We start from the raw sequence: 16,491 nt of genomic DNA on the forward strand, positions 1-16,491 counted from the left end.
GGAGCTGCGCCGCCGCCACCACCCGCCGTTGAGCCCCTTTCGTTTGGGGGATGAGGGCCGTTTTCCCTCGGTCGATGATCAGGGGAATGTCTTGCGTCGGGCGACACGCGGGGTATTCCTACCATCCCGATTTCCATCACTGACTTTGAAAAAGCCCTGCGGGGTAGGTCGTGTGTCTTTTTCGGTGGAAATACGGCGGGGAGCTTTGAGGGGCGCAGCCCCTCAAAGGAAATCCCGCTTTTCCAGCCTGCACCTGTCCTTCTCGGCCCCTCCCAAAGGACCCGGACTGAGGCCGGGCAGGTCGAAATTCCTCAGACACACTCTAAGCTCCCGCCAGACAACAGCCCGGCGACACAAAGCGGACTGTTGTGGGGCTTACGTTGATACCAATGGGGCGGTTCACGAATCGCCCCTGTGCCCTCGCCTACCAGGTCCGGTGTGAACTCTCGTCACGTATCGTGGCGTCCGTCGCGCTGGCGTGGCGCCGTCGGCCTGCGCTTGGAGCGCCATATCCCCACGATGCCCAGCGGGATGGCTACGAGGATCCCGGCCATGCTCAACAATGCACCCTGGCGCAGCGTCTTCGGCTGGTAGGAGAAGACGACGACATGTTGGCCCGGCGTCAAAGCGACTGCCCGGAAGAGGAAGTTGGCTCGCAGGATCGGGGCCGCGCGGCCGTCCACCGTGACCCGCCAGCCCGGGTAGAAGGTGTCGTTCAGGACCAGATATCCAGGAGCGCTCAGCGTCGCCTCGATGACGACCTCCTCCGGGGTGTCCGCCAGGATGTGTGCCTCCCCCACATCGATGGGCCCGCTCAACGGCTTCCCCTCCGATAGGATCAACTCGCGTCGGGGATCGAAGGACCAATCGGCGATGGCGGCGATCGCCTCCTCATCGTCCGGGATGACGCGCGCCCGGCCGATGACGAAAACCCTTCCCAACGCCCCCGCCAGCTCGTAGATCTTCACATCGCCGGAGTGCACGCGGCGAAGCCGCCCGTCTGGGGATACGACCAACGCCACGAATTGCCGCGTGCGTTCGTCCACCAGCGTTACCCCGCGGATGACCCAATTGCCCTCCGCCAACGTGGAGCGCAGCGTGATCCTGTCCGGGCGCGATGGCCTGGGCAGGGAGAGGGTTGCCTGGTAGTAGTTCACTCCCCACACGTCGTCGTGGTAGATCACCCGGGCCCGCGTGTGGGCAGCTGTTCCGGGGGCTGTGTCGAGTCCGGCGCGGACGTGAACCCGGCCCACGAGCTGCCCTTCCTCCTCCAGGGTGATCTCGCCCACCCGGCTGGCGGGGCGAGGGAACGGCGGTTCCAGATAGGAGACGACGCTCACCGCCGTCGCCGAGAAATCGGGCAGGTCCCACAGGGTGAGGGATTGCCCGGGCTCCAGCGCCACGCGCCCCTGCAGGTCGTAATAGATGCCGTCCCCCCACGCGTCCCGCACCTTGTCCGTGATCACGTAGCGGATGCCGGCCAGGTCCAGCATCCGGTGCGCCGGGATCTCCTGGAGCTGCTCGCGCAGCCGCCCGTCGGGCAACAGGCGATCGGGCGTGACGAAGAGGGTCTGGAACCAGGTGTAGCGCGCCAGCGGCAGCACGCCCCCATCGTAGCCGTCGATGCTGGGGAGATGGAACAACAGCGGGAGGTTGGGGGCGATGATCTCCTTCATCTTCGCCGCGACGACGTAATCCCGGAAGCCGGCCTCGTCCAGCCGGTCGGCCAGGAGCTGGCGCATCTCGGGCAGGTCGCCGGGGTCGTAGCGGATGCCGGACATGGAGAGGAAGCGACCGGGATCGGCCAGCAGGTGTGCCGGGGCGGTGCGCAACGAGGTGACCGCCTGGGGGGCGGAGGGGTGGTTGAAATCCAGCGGCAGCGCCGCGATCAGGAGCTCGCCGCATAGCACGGCCAGCGCCAGAGGCCCCGTCCAGGCGCGCAGCCGGGCGGGCCATCGAGCTCGCGCCAGCAGCCCCGCCGCGATCAGGGATAGCCCGCCCCAGGCGAGCAGGGTCGCCCGCCCGGGCCATCGCTGGAGGACCAGGAGCAGGACGAGGACGCCGCTCCACACCCAGACGAGGGTTCGGCGTCTTGGGTGGGCCATGACCCAATCCCGCAGGGCTGTGAGCCCGGCCCGCCAATCCCACTCGCCGGACGCGCTCAGCCGCTCCACCCCCATGCCGGCCAGCAACGCCATGGCCAGCGCATACCAGGCCAGCCAGCGCGGCGGCGCCCGGAATAGGGAGAACCCCGGGAGCACCTTGTAGAACAGGAGGTAGAGGGGCGTGTAGCCTCCCAGGGCCAGGAGGATGCCGCCAATCGCCAATACGATCAGCGGTATCCGCAGCCATCGGTGCTTCGACACCGGGGTGAGCGCTCCCAGTCCGGCCAGGGCCAGGCCCACGATGCCCACGTAGGCCAGATATTCGGCGAACACGGGGGTGCCGAAGATGGCCTCCGGGTGCATGGCGTAGGGGGGGAGCAGCGCCGGCAGGAGCATGTTCGGCTTCAGCGAGAAGGCAACCACTTCCGGGTAGCTCAATCCCCCGGAGCGGATCGAGAGTTGGGTCAGCTCCCGGGTGGGCAGGAGTTGAGCTGCCGAGATGAGGACGGCCAGGATACTCGCCCCCGCCAGCTTCCCGAGCGGGATGAACCATGCCTGGGCCAGCCAACGGAGGGACCGGTCCCGGCGACGGATCTCCTGCAGGGGGACGGCCAGCGCGTATACCCCCAGCCCCGCCGTGGAGATGTAGGTCGCCTGGGCGTGCCCGGCCAGCAGCTGCAGCGCCAGCACGCATGATAGCCCGGCCAGGGAGGCCAGCCCTCTCCAGGGGTTTCGCTCCCGCATGGCCCGATCGTACAGCAGCAGCGCCAGGGGGAACCAGGCCAGCACGTTGAGCTGGTTGATCTGCCCCGCGTGCCCGGCCAGGTGGCCTCCCAGCGCGTACACGATAGCTGCGGCCAGCGCGCCGGTTCGCCCCAGCCGCAGGTGGCGGGCCAGCGCGTAGGTGAAGCAGGCGGCCAGCCAGACATGGAGTACCATCGACCAGATCAGCGCGCGCTCCGGGCGCAGCCAGATCAGCGGCCAGTGCAGCGGATAGAGAACCGCGGCCTGGGGATTGGCCAGGAACGGCACGCCCAGGAAGAGGTAGGGATCCCACAAGGGCAGTCGGCCGGACCGTAGCGCCTCGGCGCGATAGGCCCAATAGGGGGTGAAATAGGCGAAGGCATCCCCGCGGGCGAGCACCTTGTTGGTCAGGGCGGTGTGTCGAAACGCCCATACGCTGAGCGCCAACAGCCCCAGCGCGATCAGGAGCGGCCCCAGGATGCGACGCCACCTAGCGATCATCGCCACCCACCCGCTCAATGCGATACACCACGAACGAGAGGCTGCCGTCGGACCGGTACGTCCGGAAGCGAGGGATCATCGCGATCCCCCGTGCGGCCAGCGCGGCCCGGGCCTCGTCTCGCTCGGCCAGCCGCCATCCGGGGAAGACGATGTAGCGCACGATCTGGGGCGGGCCATCGGCGTCGGCCACCAGCGCCTCTGTGGAGTCGTAATAGCGGTAGTTGAAGAGGACGTCATAGAGATAGTAGCGCCAATGCCATCCCAGCCAGCGGTGGTATAGAACGGCCCCCGGCGGCAGCTCCTGCTTGAGGAACGCCGCCACCCGATCGATGCCATCATAGGCTCCGTGATCCGATCCTACGGGGAATCCGCTGTTCGCCGCGGTCAGCGCCGGCTTCGCCAGCACCACCAGGAGAGCGATCGCCAGGAGGATCGTCCCCAGGCGTTGGATGCCGAGGCCTGTCCGCCGTTCCCATCCGCGCATGATCGCGTCCGTTCCGGCCAGGAGGATGCGCGCGCCCAGGAGCGCGGCGATGGGGGCCAGAGGCAGCAGGTAGCGGTCCCAGATCTGAAAGCCCACGGCGATGTGAAGTCCCACGTAGGCCGCTCCGTATCCCAACAGGGCCAGATCGGCGCGTCCTCGCAGCTCGTGCCGGTGCCTCCAGGCCCACCACGCGAGCCAGGGCAGGCCGATCATCCCCAGGGCGTTCAGCCAGATCGAGCCGGTCAGGTACGTCATCCAATGCGACCACTCCGCCAGTCGAGCTGGCCACTCCGTCGGCGGGGCCCATCGCAGTCCGCCGTAGGAGATCACGCTCTGCTCCAGGAATCCCGGGCGGCCGGGGGGCAGATATCGCCAGTGGTCCCACTGGAAGGCCTTCCAGATGGGATACGCCACGCCGAGGGCGAACAGGATCACGGATAGGATGGCGTGCCAGCGGCGGGGGAGGGTGGGGATCGAGGGGGCGATGCGGGCCACCAGAGGCAGTCGGTATCCGACCCGCAGGGGTGCCCGGAGCCCGGGCGATAAGGCCGGGATGGCCGGCGGCTTCGCCGGGGAGGCCAGGAGGCCCGGCTTCCATCGGATGGCCCATCCCAGGGTCAGGACCAACGGCAGGAAGAGGATGCCCTGCTGTTTGGTGACGGCGGCCATCCCCACGCCCAGCCCCGCCAGGGGCCAGAGGCCGTGGGCGGCCGCCAGGCAGCCGAGCAGCCCGAAGAACAGCATGAGAGGATCGGTGAAGGCCGTCGGGCTGAACAGGATCGCCATGGGAGATGCGACGAACAGGGCCGTCGCCACCCAGGCGGTGCGTGCGTCGTACAGGCGCCGCGCCAGCCCGTAGACCAGCGGGATGCTGAGCGCGCCGGCGATCAGCCCCGGCAACCGGGCCACGACCTCGCTGGAGCCGAGGAGGGAGAAGAAGGTGGCGAGGGTATAAAGGAAGAAGGGGGGCTTGTCCACGGGCACCGTGCGCAGCATGATATCCCGGCGGGTGCTGATCAGCAGCGCCCAGGAGGCATACAACGCCTCGTCCTGGTGAAAGCGGTGGGCCCACAGCGGCGGCAGGCGCAGGGATAGGCCGATCAACGTGATCCCTGCCAGATGCCATGGGCGCCTTAGGGCCAGTCTGCGAGACATCGATGCAAGCCCCTCCCGTCGTGCTGTTGGATACTCCCTCCCGGCATTGGGCCACGGAGCGGCCGATGAAGTGGAGGGCTCCCGCGTGCGATCATGGGGAGCTCCGGGCCTGATCCCTCCGGCCGTGGGAGGCCATGGTGCGCGCGTGAGCAGGTGGGACCTTACGGAAGGCGCATGTCGGATCCGGAGGAGGCGATCCCGATCTGCGAGGGGGGAGATCGACGGATCAGTCCACGAACCGGTACTTCAACAGCGTCCACAGGGCGATCAGGCCGTCCTTAAACCCGATCTTCTTTCCCTCCGCGTATTCCCGACCGGTGTAGGAGATGGGCACCTCGTAGATGCGATAGCCCCGCTTCAGCACCTTGGCCGTCACCTCCGGCTCGAACTCGAAGCGTCGGGCGCGTAGAGGGATATTGCGGATCACGTCCGCTCGAAAGACCTTGTAGCAGGTCTCCATATCGGAGAGGATGCTGTCGTAGAGCACGTTGGTGACCAGGGTGAGCGCTTTGTTCGCCACCATATGCCAGAAGAGCATCGCCGTGCGCGGGCCGCCCAGGAATCGGGAGCCGTACACCACGGCGGCTCGCCCTTCGATGATCGGCTTCAGCAGGACGGGGTAATCCCGCGGGTCATATTCCAGATCGGCGTCCTGGATGAGCAGGATATCGCCGGTCGCGTGTTGGATCGCCGTGCGCACGGCCGCCCCCTTGCCTTGGTTCTGCTCGTGGTAGAAGACGCGCAGATCCCCTGCCTGTTCCTCCTCTTGCAGAACCTCTCGGGTGCCGTCGGTGGATCCGTCGTCCACCACGATGATCTCCTTCTCCAACCTGACCGGGCCTGGTCGTCTCAGGACGATCGCGACGTCATCGTTGATCTCCAGAGGCACGGCTCGCACGCGGGCGAGGATCTCCCGGATGGTGGCCTCTTCGTTGTAGACCGGTATCAGAATTGAGAGCTTCAAGACGACCTCCGCAACTCGATAGCGGCATTATAGCCGCCCCTGTCCGATGAAGCAAAGCGTGACGGGATCGGTGGGGAGCCCCCGATGTGGTTGTGGGGCCGGATGTAAGCCGGTGGAAGGCCGTGTCCAGCCTCGCGCCGTAATCAGGCGGCCATCCCCATAAGATTGGCCCTGGGCGGCGGCGAATATGAACGCAAAAGACACCGGGAGTGTTCCCTTGGCCCCGGGCATGGACGGCTCCCGCCCCACGCGAAAACGCCCCGCCGTATGGCGGGGCGCATGACTCACCGATGATGCCAGCTTACCCCTCGCCTACCTGGTGTGCCAGGATGATGGCCCAGGCGACTTCCTTCATGGGTTTGCGGTTGTTCATGGACATCTTCTGGATCTTGCGGAAGGCCTCGGCCTCCGTCAACCCCTGGCGATCCATGAGGATGCCCTTCGCCCGGTCCACCAGCTTGCGGGTCTCCAGCGCGTCTTGCAGATCTTCCACCTGTTTCTGCATCTCCAGGAACTCCTGGAATCGCGCCAATGCCACCTCGATGGCGGGCGCCAGATCGGTCTCCCGGATGGGCTTCACCAGATAGCCCACCACCCCGGCCTCGCGCGCTCGTTCCACCAGATCCTGCTGACTGTAGGCGCTCAAGAGCAATACCGGTGCGATGCGCTCTTCCGTCAGGATCTTGGCTGCCTCGATGCCATCCATGTCCGGCATCTTGATATCCATGATGACGATGTCCGGCTTCAACTCCCTTGCCAGGTTGACGGCACTGCGACCATCCCCAACCTCGCCCACGACCAGATAACCAAGGTTGGTCAGCATCTCTCGAAGATCCAGCCGGATCAATGACTCATCGTCGGCAATGATGACCCGAGTCTTACCCACTGTTGATCACCCCCCACGGAGAGTTTTGGTGAAGCGATGCACCACGCCTCAGCTGTGACAGTCCGATCGTACCATCTGCTGTCGGGCCGTCCATCTACAGTTCCGGCCGCTTCGGGAACGATATCTCGGCGACGACTCCCCCTTCTCGATTGTGGATCGTGAATGTGCCTTTGAGATCATCCCGAACCAGGGTTCGCACGATCTGCAAACCCAGGCTGTCGCTTTGCTCCAGCGAGAAGCCCACGGGCAACCCTCTCCCATCGTCCACGATCCGAATCGTCACACGATCGGCGATGTTGGTGAGTTCGACCTGAATGTGGCCTTCTCGCTCGCCCCCGTCGAATCCATGCTCCAGCGCGTTCAACAGCAGCTCGTTGAACACCAGCGCGCAGTCAGTGGCCTGATCCTCATCCAGGTAAATGCTGGGTCCTCGCAGCTCGATGCGGATCTGGCACCCCGGCTTCAGCGCGACTTGCTCGATCTGGCCGATGATGCGCTGGAAGATCTCACGGATGTTGATCTGCTGTCCCTTATCCCGGGACAGAAAGTCGTGGATGACGGCCACGCTCCAGACGCGATTGACCGCCTCTTCCAATTGCTGGCGCGCTTCCTCCGTCTTGCACCGCCGGGCCTGCAGCCGCAGCACAGAGACGATGTTCTGCAGGTCGTTCTTCACCCGGTGGTGGACCTCCTGCACCCGGATGCGCTGCACGTTCAGCTCTTGTTGCTTCCGGCGGGCCTCCGTGTCGTCATGGACGAGGATCATGGCCCCTGCGTGGCGACGATGATTCATGCGCCACGCCAGCCGGTCGCCGATGGCGGCCGGCAGCGGCCAGGGCGGGTCATAGCGCAGGAGAGGGATCACCTGGCGTTTCCAATATCGAGTTTGCTCTTCCCCCTCCCATTTCTGACACAACCCCGTTCGCAGCGCCGTCGCCACCAGCTCGTCGTCACGGGTCTGTAGCTCGCCGAGCCGCTTGCCGCGCAGGTCCTCCAGATATCCCAGGTGTCGGTAGAGGTGGGTGGCGATGCCGCTGAGGTAGGTGATCCGACGTTGCGCGTCGGTGACCACGATGCCATCCCACTCGCCGAACGGCTCCAGTTGCTTCGCGTCCCGCAGATCGCCGCGAATGGCCATCTGCTGGAACCAGAACAGCGCCCGTTGGAAGACCCGCGAGCGGCGGCGGTGGCGCTCACGCTCGATCAGGTTCGTCTCGATCACCAGCGCGGCGATGGCCCGGCCCTGGCGGTTGCAAATGGGATGTACCTCCTGGATGACGGGAGCGCCCCCCTCTGCGACCCGCTGTTGCCGTCCGGACACCCCGTCATTCAAGGCTCGCAGGACCAGGGGCTCCCTCTCCGGCTTGACGCTCTCCCCCACCAGGGATGTGGGGTATAGGGATGAGATGGAGTGCGGCTGAGCCTGGGCGACGACCACCGCGGAGCGGGGGCTCTGGCGGCAGTAGAGCAGCACGTCCGCCCGGCTCACGTCCGCCGTGATGGCCAGGCCATCCTCCACCCGCTGAAGGTGTTGGTAATCGCTTTCGTCCAACCCTGGACAGCTCTTGATGATGGGATGCATGTTCGTCTACATCCCCGAACCCGCAGATTGCTGCACGGAGTCTTCGTCCCTTCATCATCAGCCGCAATATACAGCAAAAGCCGACGGCTTGCAAGCCATCGGCCCGGAACGGCTCAGGGCGGTGTTGTGACCACCCGGTAGCTTCATGCCCGCCCCCTTTTGCCATCCCCGGGGTAGGGCAAACGACTTTCTTGGTCGGGGCGGGCGGATTTGAACCGCCGACCACTTGAACCCCATTCAAGTGCGCTCCCTGGCTGCGCTACGCCCCGATAGCGTCCCGCATTATATCAGAAGGCCCTGGAAAAGGCAAATAGATTTTGCGATCGGCCGGGGCTTTTTCAAGAGCAGCGAGGGGGTGGTAGCGCCACACCTGGCCGGGGCCGTGGCGGATATGCTTCCGCAAGTGTCCTGCTGGGAGCTCCGCGGGGGCGGATCGGTGGCGAGCATGGGCCGTGGCCACCTTCTCCGCCTCTTCCGCTTCCGCGCGGTGCCGCCGGGGGGCCGATTCGCCTCAGAGTGTGTCTGAACAATGCCGTTGCTTCTGCTGTGGGGAGCCCTTCCGGAAAAAGCCCTTCTTTTGCCTTCGACCTGCCTGATCTCGGCCTGAGTCCTTCGGGAGGGGCCGAGAAAGGCAGGTACAGGCCGGAAAAGTGGGATTTTGGAGGGGAGGTCCCCTCCACACTCCTCCTGTGGAGCTGGTCATTGAGGGAGACCCCTCAGACATCTTGCCGGTAAATTTTCAGACACGCTCTAAAATTCAGGTTGAAAGGATCGAATTTTTAGCAAAGGTCAAGCGTTTCATAAAGTGCCAACGGCGGCTGAAGCGAGGAAGGGGATGCGGGCGTAGGTCCAAAGTACCGCGTAACTTTATGCCCGCTCGGACATCTTATCATTTGTAGAGCGGGTATGTGAACCGATCTCATCCGTGCCGTTCCCTTCTCGCCAGCCCATATATTCCCTCCGAGGCAACCCGATACGCCGCTTAGACGTCTATTTTCTGAAACCACCTCGACATAACTCGGCGGGAAGGGGCGAGGATTCACGCATTCATGCCGTTGGAGAAGGATCAAGGCGGGCTCGCGAGGGTGAGGCCGCTCCTGCCGGCTTATCGGTCTCACCGTCGCGCCGGCCGTAAGTTGCTTGACAAAGGCCATCGCATCGGGTAGACTGCTAGCGGGTGACGACCTGGACGTCGTGTGATGGCCGATGATCTTCCGCTGCGGCCAGGAAGAGTGGTGTTGGAGTAGGTGTTTGGCGCGAGCGGATAAAAGTCTGTGGATGAGGTATGTGGAAGATGGAAGAGGAAATGCAGGTGCCTGATGCCCTGACGGAATTGATCAATCAGGCATCTGCCCAAGGATACATCACATATGACGACATCTTACAAGTCCTCCCGGATGCCGAGCAGAGCATGGAGATCCTGGAGGAGTTGTTTGCGCGCCTTCAGGAACGGGGCATTCCTCTGTTAGAGGAGAGCGAAGCGGAGCAGACCATGGCCGCCGATCTGGAGGGCGAGAAGATCGATGAGGAGGCGGCTCTGGCAGACCTGTCGACGAGTGATACAACGGATCTCTATTTCCGGGAGATGGGGCGGGCGCGCCTGTTGACGGCCGAGGAGGAGACCACGCTGGCGCGCCAGGTGGTCGCCGCGCGCCAGGCTCGACGTCGCCTCCGCCAGGAGCCCGACCTGGATCCGGCGGAGCGCGCGCGGCTGAAGCGCATCATCCGGCGGGGTAAGATCGCCCGCCGTCGCATGGTGGAGGCCAACACCCGCCTGGTGATCAGCATCGCCAAGCGCTACATCGGCCAGGGGGTCCCCTTCCTGGATCTGATCCAGGAGGGCAACATCGGCCTGATGCGCGCGGTGGATCGATTCGACCCGGAGCGCGGGTACAAGTTCAGCACCTATGCCACTTGGTGGATCCGCCAGGCGGTCAGCCGCGCCGTGGCCGACCAGTCGCGCACGATCCGACTGCCCGTCCACGTGGGCGAGAAGCTGCTGCGGCTGCGTCGAGCGTCCCAGATGCTGGAGCAGGAGTTGGGACGCGCCCCCAGCCCGGAGGAGGTCGCCGAGGTTACCGAGCTGCCGCCCGACCGGGTGCGCGGCTATCTCCAGGTCGCCACGCAGCCGCTCTCCCTGGAGCAGCCCGTGGGCGAGGAGGAGGATAGCACCCTCGGCCAGTTCATCGAGGATGAGGACTCGCCCGCTCCGCCCGAGGCGGTCGAGCAGGGTCTGCTGCGAGAGCGCATCAACGAGCTGTTGGATACCCTGAGCCCGCGCGAGGCGCGCATCCTGCGCATGCGATACGGGCTGTACGACGGGCACAGCTACACGCTGAAGGAGATCGGGGATAAGTTCGGCCTAACGCGAGAGCGCATCCGGCAGATCGAGGCCGAGGCGCTCAGCCATTTGCGGCATCCGAGCCGCAGCCGGTTGTTACGGGACTTTGTGGATTGACGACCCTAAGCGTAGACGCGGGGAAGGGCGGGAACGCCATGATAGACGAGGACGACGCCACCGTCGAAGAGCTGCCAGGCTGGCTCCTGGAGGCCGGGCGCGAGCGGGGGTTCGTCACCGTTGACGAGGTGTTGGATGCCATCCCAGAGGCCGGCGATGAGCCGGAGGACTGGGAGGGCACTCTGACCGCGCTACGCGAGGCCGGGATCTCCCTTCGGGAGGAGAGCGAGGAGGTCGAGGAGCCGGAGGAGGAGCTCCCCGAGTCGACGGCGCCCCTGAACGATCTGGTGCGCTACTACATGCAGCAGATCAGTCGCACGCCTTTGCTCACGGCCGAGGAGGAGCGTGATCTGGCCTGGAAGGTCGTGCGGGGCCAGGAGGCTGCCAAGCGGCTTGAGGAGGAGCCCGATCTGGACGAGGAAACGCGCGCGGAATTGCAGAAGCTGGTGGAGGAGGGGGAGAAGGCCAGGGAGCATTTGATCAAGGCGAACACTCGCCTGGTGGTCAGCCTGGCCAAACGGTATGTCAACATGGGGTTGCCGTTCCTGGATCTGATCCAGGAGGGCAACATCGGCCTGATCAAGGCCACGGAGCGGTTCAACCCCTCCCTGGGCAACCGCTTCAGCACCTATGCCTCTTGGTGGATCCGCCAGAGCATCCTGCGCGCACTGAGCAACCGCGGGCATGCCATCCGGCTTCCGGTGCACAAGCGCGATGCGATCCGACGCATGAAGCGCACCAAACAGGAGATGTACAAGACGTTGGGGCGTGAGCCCACCGATGAGGAGCTGGCCGAGGAGCTGGGGATCACCCCGCGAGATCTCGCCGAGCTCCAGCGGCTGGCGATCCGGACGATCTCATTGGACCAGCCGGTGGGCGAGGACGAGGAGACCACCCTGGGCGAGCTGATCGTCGACGGAGAGGCTCCCACGCCCTTCGATGTGGCGTCCCTGAGCCAACTCCGGGAGGACGTGCGGACCGCCCTGGAGTCCCTAAACGAGCGCGAGCGGGAAGTGCTCTACCTGCGCTACGGGCTGGACGGCGGCGAGATGCGGACCCTTCAGGAGGTCGCGGAGGCCCTGGGCGTGACCCGAGAGCGCGTGCGTCAGATCGAGTCCCGGGCGCTTCGGAAGATGCGCTCGCCGCGGGCCAGGCGATCGCTGGCGGGGTATGCTGGCGGCCAGCTCGGCGTGCGTGTGCCGGAGCAGCCGCGTCCGAGGTCGCACGTGACCATTCCCACGACGCTCTCGGAGAAGGAGAACGGCGAGGATCTCACCACGGAGCCCCCGCCGGACCTGAAGGGCCTGATCCAGGGGATCAAGGCTCGCGTTCGGCGCCGGCGGCCGCGCTCGCGCCGGGGGGCCTCCACGTAATCTCGCCGGCTCGGATGCTCTCGCGTGCGCCGAGACCCTGAGCTGAGGTATTCCATATAAGAAAGAGAGCCCGGCGTTTGCCGGGCTTTTTCGCGTGTGGATGGGCGCGCCGATTATGGTCCGTCGGCGCCCGCTTCTGACCTTCGGGCGTTCAGGATGTGTGCCACGACGTCGGCCACCTGGGTGACATCCTGCACATGGTGGTCGGCCTCGGGGGCGGGCTCGTTGCCCACCAGGATGGTGGTCATGCCCATTTCCCTTGCCGGGACCAGGTTGCGTGGGCTGTCTTCCACCAGAATGCACTCCCGGGCGGTGGCGTCCAGGATCTCCAGCGCGCGTTGATAGGCCTTTGGGGCCGGCTTGCTCACGTAGCCGATGTCGGCGACGTCGATGATGCGTTCGAAGAGAGGGGCTATGTCCAGCGCTTCCAGCACCCGTTGGGCGTGTGCGCGTGTGCCGTTGGTGAAGATCACGCGTCGCAGCGGGATGCGCGTCAGCGCGCGACGCAGCGCCGGGTTGGGCTTCAGAAAGGCGCTGGGTTGAAAGTCGTGGACGTGATGCAAAAAGTCGTCCGCATCGATGTGGTGCTCCACCAGCAGCCCGGTCATCGTCGTCCCGTATTTCCGGTAGAAGCGGGTGCGCAGCGCCACCGCCTCCTCTCGTGTGATGCCCAGGCGGCGGACCATCCAGTCATCCATTAGCTCGTGCACGCGGGTCATCAGGCCCGCGCAGCGGGGATACAGCGTGTCGTCCAGGTCGAACAGGATGAACCGGAGGCGAGCGTCTGGTGTCGGCATCAGCGATCCACCTGCAGTGCCAGGGCGACCATGGCGCGAAAGGCCCTGTAGACCACGCGGTAGTCCTCGTGAGTGAAGTCGATGCGGCGGGCGCCGAGACGTTGGCTGCCCGGGATGAGCTCGGCCAGGTCCAGGTGGCCGCTGGTGGCGAACTCCACCGTCAGCCGCACGGGCGTTTCCACCACCCATGGCTCCTTGGAGATCGCGCAGGCCCGCTCGGCCGCCTGACGGATCCGTCGCCTTGCCTCCTCGGGCACCAGGCAGCGCGCCGCGTAGCGGCTGTATCCCTCCTTGACCGCCACGGTGATCAGGTCCTCCCCCAGGAGTGCCTGGGCCTCCTCCGTCACGCGGCGGTCCCCGGTCACCAGCGTGACGGGCACCTCATAGTACCCCGCCAGCGCGGCGTTCAGGCCCACCTCTCCCACCTCGACGCCGTTGATCCAGACGCCGGTGACGATGCTGCTGAACGTGTGATCCAGGATGCCGAAGGCCGTCCCCGCGCGGCTGTGGTAGCCGATGAAGAACGCACGATCGAAGGTGGAGTCCAGCCCCTGGACCATGCCGTCCGGCTTGGGGGTGCCGGTGATCAGCTCCACCGAATCGCTGGCGTGCAACTCCTCAATGAGCAGGTTTCGCATGAGGCCGTGGGCGTCGTTCACCACGATCCGCTTGGCGCCGCCCTGGATCGCGCCCAGGATGGCCGCGTTCACCTCGCCCGTCATCAGCTGTCGGGCGCGCTCGTACTCGGGGTTCCCCATCCTGCCCTGCTGGGGGTGGACGACGCCGGAGATCCCCTCGATATCGGCCGAGATGTATACGTTCACTTGGTCAACCTCCCTCGGTGATCGGCGTGGGCGTAGGCCCCGGGCGGTATCATCCGCCCGGAGGGTGATCGGCGATCATCGGGCTATGCCATCTTGACCACGATATCCCCGATCACGTTGGCCGCCTCATCGCCCCGATCGGCTGCGTTGCTGAGATGACGATAGACCTCTCGGTATTTCAGCATCTCCACGATATGATGGACGTCCTCCGGCCCCTGGAACAGGGCGGCGATCGCCTCCCGGTAGACCTGCTCCACCCGATTCTCCAGGGCCTTGGCCCGTTGCGCATGCTCGGCGGCCACCCCGGGGTGATCCTGCAGTCGGCACATGGCCAGGTAGATCTCGTTGGCCGCCTCACGCAACAGAGAGACCATTCGATGGAGATAGCTGTTGGGCTGGATGTCCAGGAGCGTCATCTCGTCCACGGTGGTGTAGGCGTAATCGATCACATCATCCACCGATCGGGATAGCGCGAAGATGTCCTCACGGTCGATAGGGGTGACGAAGGTCCGATTCAGCTCGTCGATCAGGATGCGGCGTAGCTCATCGGCTTCCTTTTCCAGCCGCTCCACCGTGGCCGCCTCCTCCGGATCGCCGGTCTGCATGAACTTCTCCAGATGCTGGAGGCCTTCCAGCGTCGTCATCGATTGCTCGATCAGCAGGCGTACAAAGTTGTTCTGTCGTGGTTTCAGGAAATTGCGGATAAAGCTCATGGCATACCCCCGTGCCCTCTTCTCCTCCCGTCGAGCATCCGGCGGGGCCGGGGCCGGACGGGTGTGTCATTTCGATGGTGATTCCTGTTGTCAGGATGATGCCGGGTGCAGTCGGAAGTATACCCGGCCCTAGCTCGACTGACAAGACGCAAACCGGTAGCCCCCAGGGCTTTTTCAAAGTCAGTGATGGAAACCGGGATGGTAGGAACACCCGCGTGTCGCCCGACGTAAGTCATTCCCCTGACCGTCAACCGACAGAAAACGGCCCTCATCCCCCAGACCCCCTTCCTGGAGTTTGGCCTTTTTGAGGGAGGGGTTGAAAGAGGGATGCCTTTCCAGTAAAGTTAAGGTGAACATACTTAATCCCACTGGAAGAGGCATCCCACCATGAAAGATAGCACATTTCCAGCGCTTTTGCAGGCTCTGTTTGAGCTGTTACAGGCTCACCGTCCGGTTTTTCGACAGGAGCGGACTTTTCTGCGAGCCATTGGGTTGTTGATCGGAGAGGTGTTCGCGTTTGGTCGGCACACGGTCACGCAGGGGCTCCTGGCCCTGGGGCTGACCGATGCGGACTGGAGTGCCTGGTATCGTCTGTTCAGTCGGAAGCGATTTGATCCCGACAAAGCCAGTGTGTGCCTGCTGGGACAGACGCTGCGGCATGTGCCGGTGAAGCAGCCGTATGTCACTGGGGTGGATAGTGTCCAAGTGCCCCGCAGCAGTTTGAAGATGCCCGGGACCTGCTGGCTGAAGGCGTTAGGCACCGCACCCTTCCGTCCGGGTCTTCATCGGGCCCAGCGCTTTGTGGACGTGAGTTGGCTCATTCCTCCTGAGGGGGGATATAGTCGGGCGGTTCCCCTGTGTTGGCTGCCCGCTTTTCCTGCCAAGGCCGTGTCTGCCGAGTGTCCGCCTCGCAAGGAGTGGGAAGCGGGGCAGGAGGGGATCGCCTGGGTGCGGAAGCAGTTGGACGCCGCCGAGCGGGAGGAGCAGTTGCTCTTAGTGTTGGTGGATGGGAGCTTTGAGAGGGTGGTCGAGTTCTGGCGAGGCTTGCCGGAGCGAGCCGCGGTGTTAGGTCGGTGCGCCCGCAATCGAGTTTTGTATCAGTTGCCGCACTATTCCGGGAGGGGGCGCCCCCCCAGCTACGGTGAACGAGCTCCCCGACCCGCCCAGTGGTTGAAAGTGCGCTCAGGCTGGCAGACCGCTGAGGTGAGGGTGCGAGGGAAGGTGCGAAACCTGCGTTACCGGGTTGAAGGCCCCTATCTGCGAGAAGGATTACCGGATCGGCCGGTGTTCCTGATCGTCGTGCGCGGTCAGGATCGTCGGATCGGCAAGCGACGGATCAGGCGGAAGCCCGCTTTCTACCTGGTGTCCGCCGTGTGGAAGGAGGGGAAGTGGGTTCTGCCCCTTCCTGCGGAAGCGCTGCTAGCTTGGGCTTGGCAACGCTGGGAGCAGGAAGTAGCCCATCGGGAGTTGAAGTGCGGCCTGGGCCTGGGAGAGAAACAATGCTGGAACCAGCGCTCGGCGATCGTCTCAGTGCAGTGGAGCGCCTGGGTGTACGCCGTGTTGGTGTTGGCCGGATATCGCACTTGGGGCTTATGCCAAGGTCCGACCTGCCCCGGCCGCTGGTGGCGAGGATCCAGGCGTTGGTCCTTGAACACCTTGTGGCGTGGATATCGGGCTGCTTTCTGGGGCCATCGGGACTTTCGGGCGGTTTGGATGGGAACCGGGGATAATTGGCTGAAAAAGGGCGACTGGATTGCCGGACTGTGGAACTCAGTGACCGCTGCCGCCCGAATTTAGGCCCTTCCACAGCAATTCTGCTCGCCTGTTAGATTGCTAAAGAGCCAAACTCCAGGAAGGGGGCTCAACGGTGGGTGGTGGTGGCGGCGCAGCCGAGCTGCGCCGCCA

11 protein-coding genes and 1 tRNA gene are annotated in these 16,491 nt (G+C 64.8%); 3 read left to right on the top strand and 9 right to left on the bottom strand.

What is annotated here, in order from left to right:
• Window positions 1-449: 449 nt before the first annotated feature.
• The 6 genes from GXP39_06265 to GXP39_06290 all read right to left on the bottom strand — a co-directional run bounded on the left by GXP39_06265 (window position 450) and on the right by GXP39_06290 (window position 8,690).
• A complete protein-coding gene (locus GXP39_06265; GenBank protein ID NOZ27643.1) occupies window positions 450-3,350 on the bottom strand; it encodes a YfhO family protein in 2,901 nt (966 codons plus the stop codon).
• Window positions 3,340-4,989 (bottom strand): phospholipid carrier-dependent glycosyltransferase, encoded by a 1,650-nt coding sequence (locus tag GXP39_06270; GenBank protein ID NOZ27644.1) that lies wholly within the window; start codon window positions 4,987-4,989, stop codon window positions 3,340-3,342. Before GXP39_06270 ends, GXP39_06265 begins: the two co-directional genes overlap by 11 nt.
• A gap of 226 nt (window positions 4,990-5,215) precedes the next feature.
• Window positions 5,216-5,953, bottom strand: a complete 738-nt coding sequence (locus GXP39_06275) for a glycosyltransferase family 2 protein (protein NOZ27645.1) — start codon at window positions 5,951-5,953, stop codon at window positions 5,216-5,218.
• 301 nt (window positions 5,954-6,254) lie between these two features.
• Window positions 6,255-6,839: a response regulator gene (locus GXP39_06280; protein ID NOZ27646.1), complete on the bottom strand. Its 585-nt coding sequence runs from the start codon at window positions 6,837-6,839 to the stop codon at window positions 6,255-6,257.
• A gap of 94 nt (window positions 6,840-6,933) precedes the next feature.
• Window positions 6,934-8,421, bottom strand: coding sequence for a hypothetical protein (locus tag GXP39_06285; protein ID NOZ27647.1), 1,488 nt, complete (start codon window positions 8,419-8,421; stop codon window positions 6,934-6,936).
• A 192-nt stretch (window positions 8,422-8,613) separates the two neighbouring features.
• Window positions 8,614-8,690, bottom strand: a tRNA-Pro gene (locus GXP39_06290).
• A 1,016-nt stretch (window positions 8,691-9,706) separates the two neighbouring features.
• Between GXP39_06290 and GXP39_06295 the strand changes: the two genes are divergently transcribed.
• Both GXP39_06295 and GXP39_06300 read left to right on the top strand, forming a co-directional pair.
• Window positions 9,707-10,879: a sigma-70 family RNA polymerase sigma factor gene (locus tag GXP39_06295; GenBank protein NOZ27648.1), complete on the top strand. Its 1,173-nt coding sequence runs from the start codon at window positions 9,707-9,709 to the stop codon at window positions 10,877-10,879.
• A complete protein-coding gene (locus GXP39_06300) occupies window positions 10,876-12,252 on the top strand; it encodes a sigma-70 family RNA polymerase sigma factor (GenBank protein ID NOZ27649.1) in 1,377 nt (458 codons plus the stop codon). The genes GXP39_06295 and GXP39_06300 overlap by 4 nt, the downstream gene beginning before the upstream one ends.
• A 113-nt stretch (window positions 12,253-12,365) precedes the next feature.
• Here the strand turns inward: GXP39_06300 and GXP39_06305 are convergent, their stop codons facing one another.
• From GXP39_06305 to GXP39_06315, 3 genes are all read right to left on the bottom strand, one after another.
• Window positions 12,366-13,049: a pyrimidine 5'-nucleotidase gene (locus GXP39_06305; GenBank protein ID NOZ27650.1), complete on the bottom strand. Its 684-nt coding sequence runs from the start codon at window positions 13,047-13,049 to the stop codon at window positions 12,366-12,368.
• Entirely contained in the window at window positions 13,049-13,873 is an 825-nt protein-coding gene (locus tag GXP39_06310; GenBank protein ID NOZ27651.1) for a M55 family metallopeptidase, read from the bottom strand. Before GXP39_06310 ends, GXP39_06305 begins: the two co-directional genes overlap by 1 nt.
• An 83-nt stretch (window positions 13,874-13,956) precedes the next feature.
• A complete protein-coding gene (locus GXP39_06315; protein NOZ27652.1) occupies window positions 13,957-14,586 on the bottom strand; it encodes a DUF47 family protein in 630 nt (209 codons plus the stop codon).
• 387 nt (window positions 14,587-14,973) lie between these two features.
• Between GXP39_06315 and GXP39_06320 the strand changes: the two genes are divergently transcribed.
• The gene (locus GXP39_06320) at window positions 14,974-16,383 is read left to right on the top strand and encodes a transposase (protein NOZ27653.1); all 1,410 of its coding nucleotides are present in this window, start codon (window positions 14,974-14,976) and stop codon (window positions 16,381-16,383) included.
• The last annotated feature ends 108 nt before the right edge of the window (window positions 16,384-16,491 follow it).

This window comes from Chloroflexota bacterium (assembly GCA_013152435.1).
Lineage (GTDB): Bacteria > Chloroflexota > Anaerolineae > DUEN01 > DUEN01 > DUEN01.

What these genes read in the sequence shown, in the direction of transcription:
- GXP39_06305 (NOZ27650.1), bottom strand. Translation starts at nt 13,049, where the DNA reads ATGCCGACACCAGACGCTCGCCTCCGGTTCATCCTGTTCGACCTGGAC.
- GXP39_06285 (NOZ27647.1), bottom strand. Translation starts at nt 8,421, where the DNA reads ATGCATCCCATCATCAAGAGCTGTCCAGGGTTGGACGAAAGCGATTAC.
- GXP39_06315 (NOZ27652.1), bottom strand. Translation starts at nt 14,586, where the DNA reads ATGAGCTTTATCCGCAATTTCCTGAAACCACGACAGAACAACTTTGTA.
- GXP39_06295 (NOZ27648.1), top strand. Translation starts at nt 9,707, where the DNA reads ATGTGGAAGATGGAAGAGGAAATGCAGGTGCCTGATGCCCTGACGGAA.
- GXP39_06270 (NOZ27644.1), bottom strand. Translation starts at nt 4,989, where the DNA reads ATGTCTCGCAGACTGGCCCTAAGGCGCCCATGGCATCTGGCAGGGATC.
- GXP39_06320 (NOZ27653.1), top strand. Translation starts at nt 14,974, where the DNA reads ATGAAAGATAGCACATTTCCAGCGCTTTTGCAGGCTCTGTTTGAGCTG.
- GXP39_06265 (NOZ27643.1), bottom strand. Translation starts at nt 3,350, where the DNA reads ATGATCGCTAGGTGGCGTCGCATCCTGGGGCCGCTCCTGATCGCGCTG.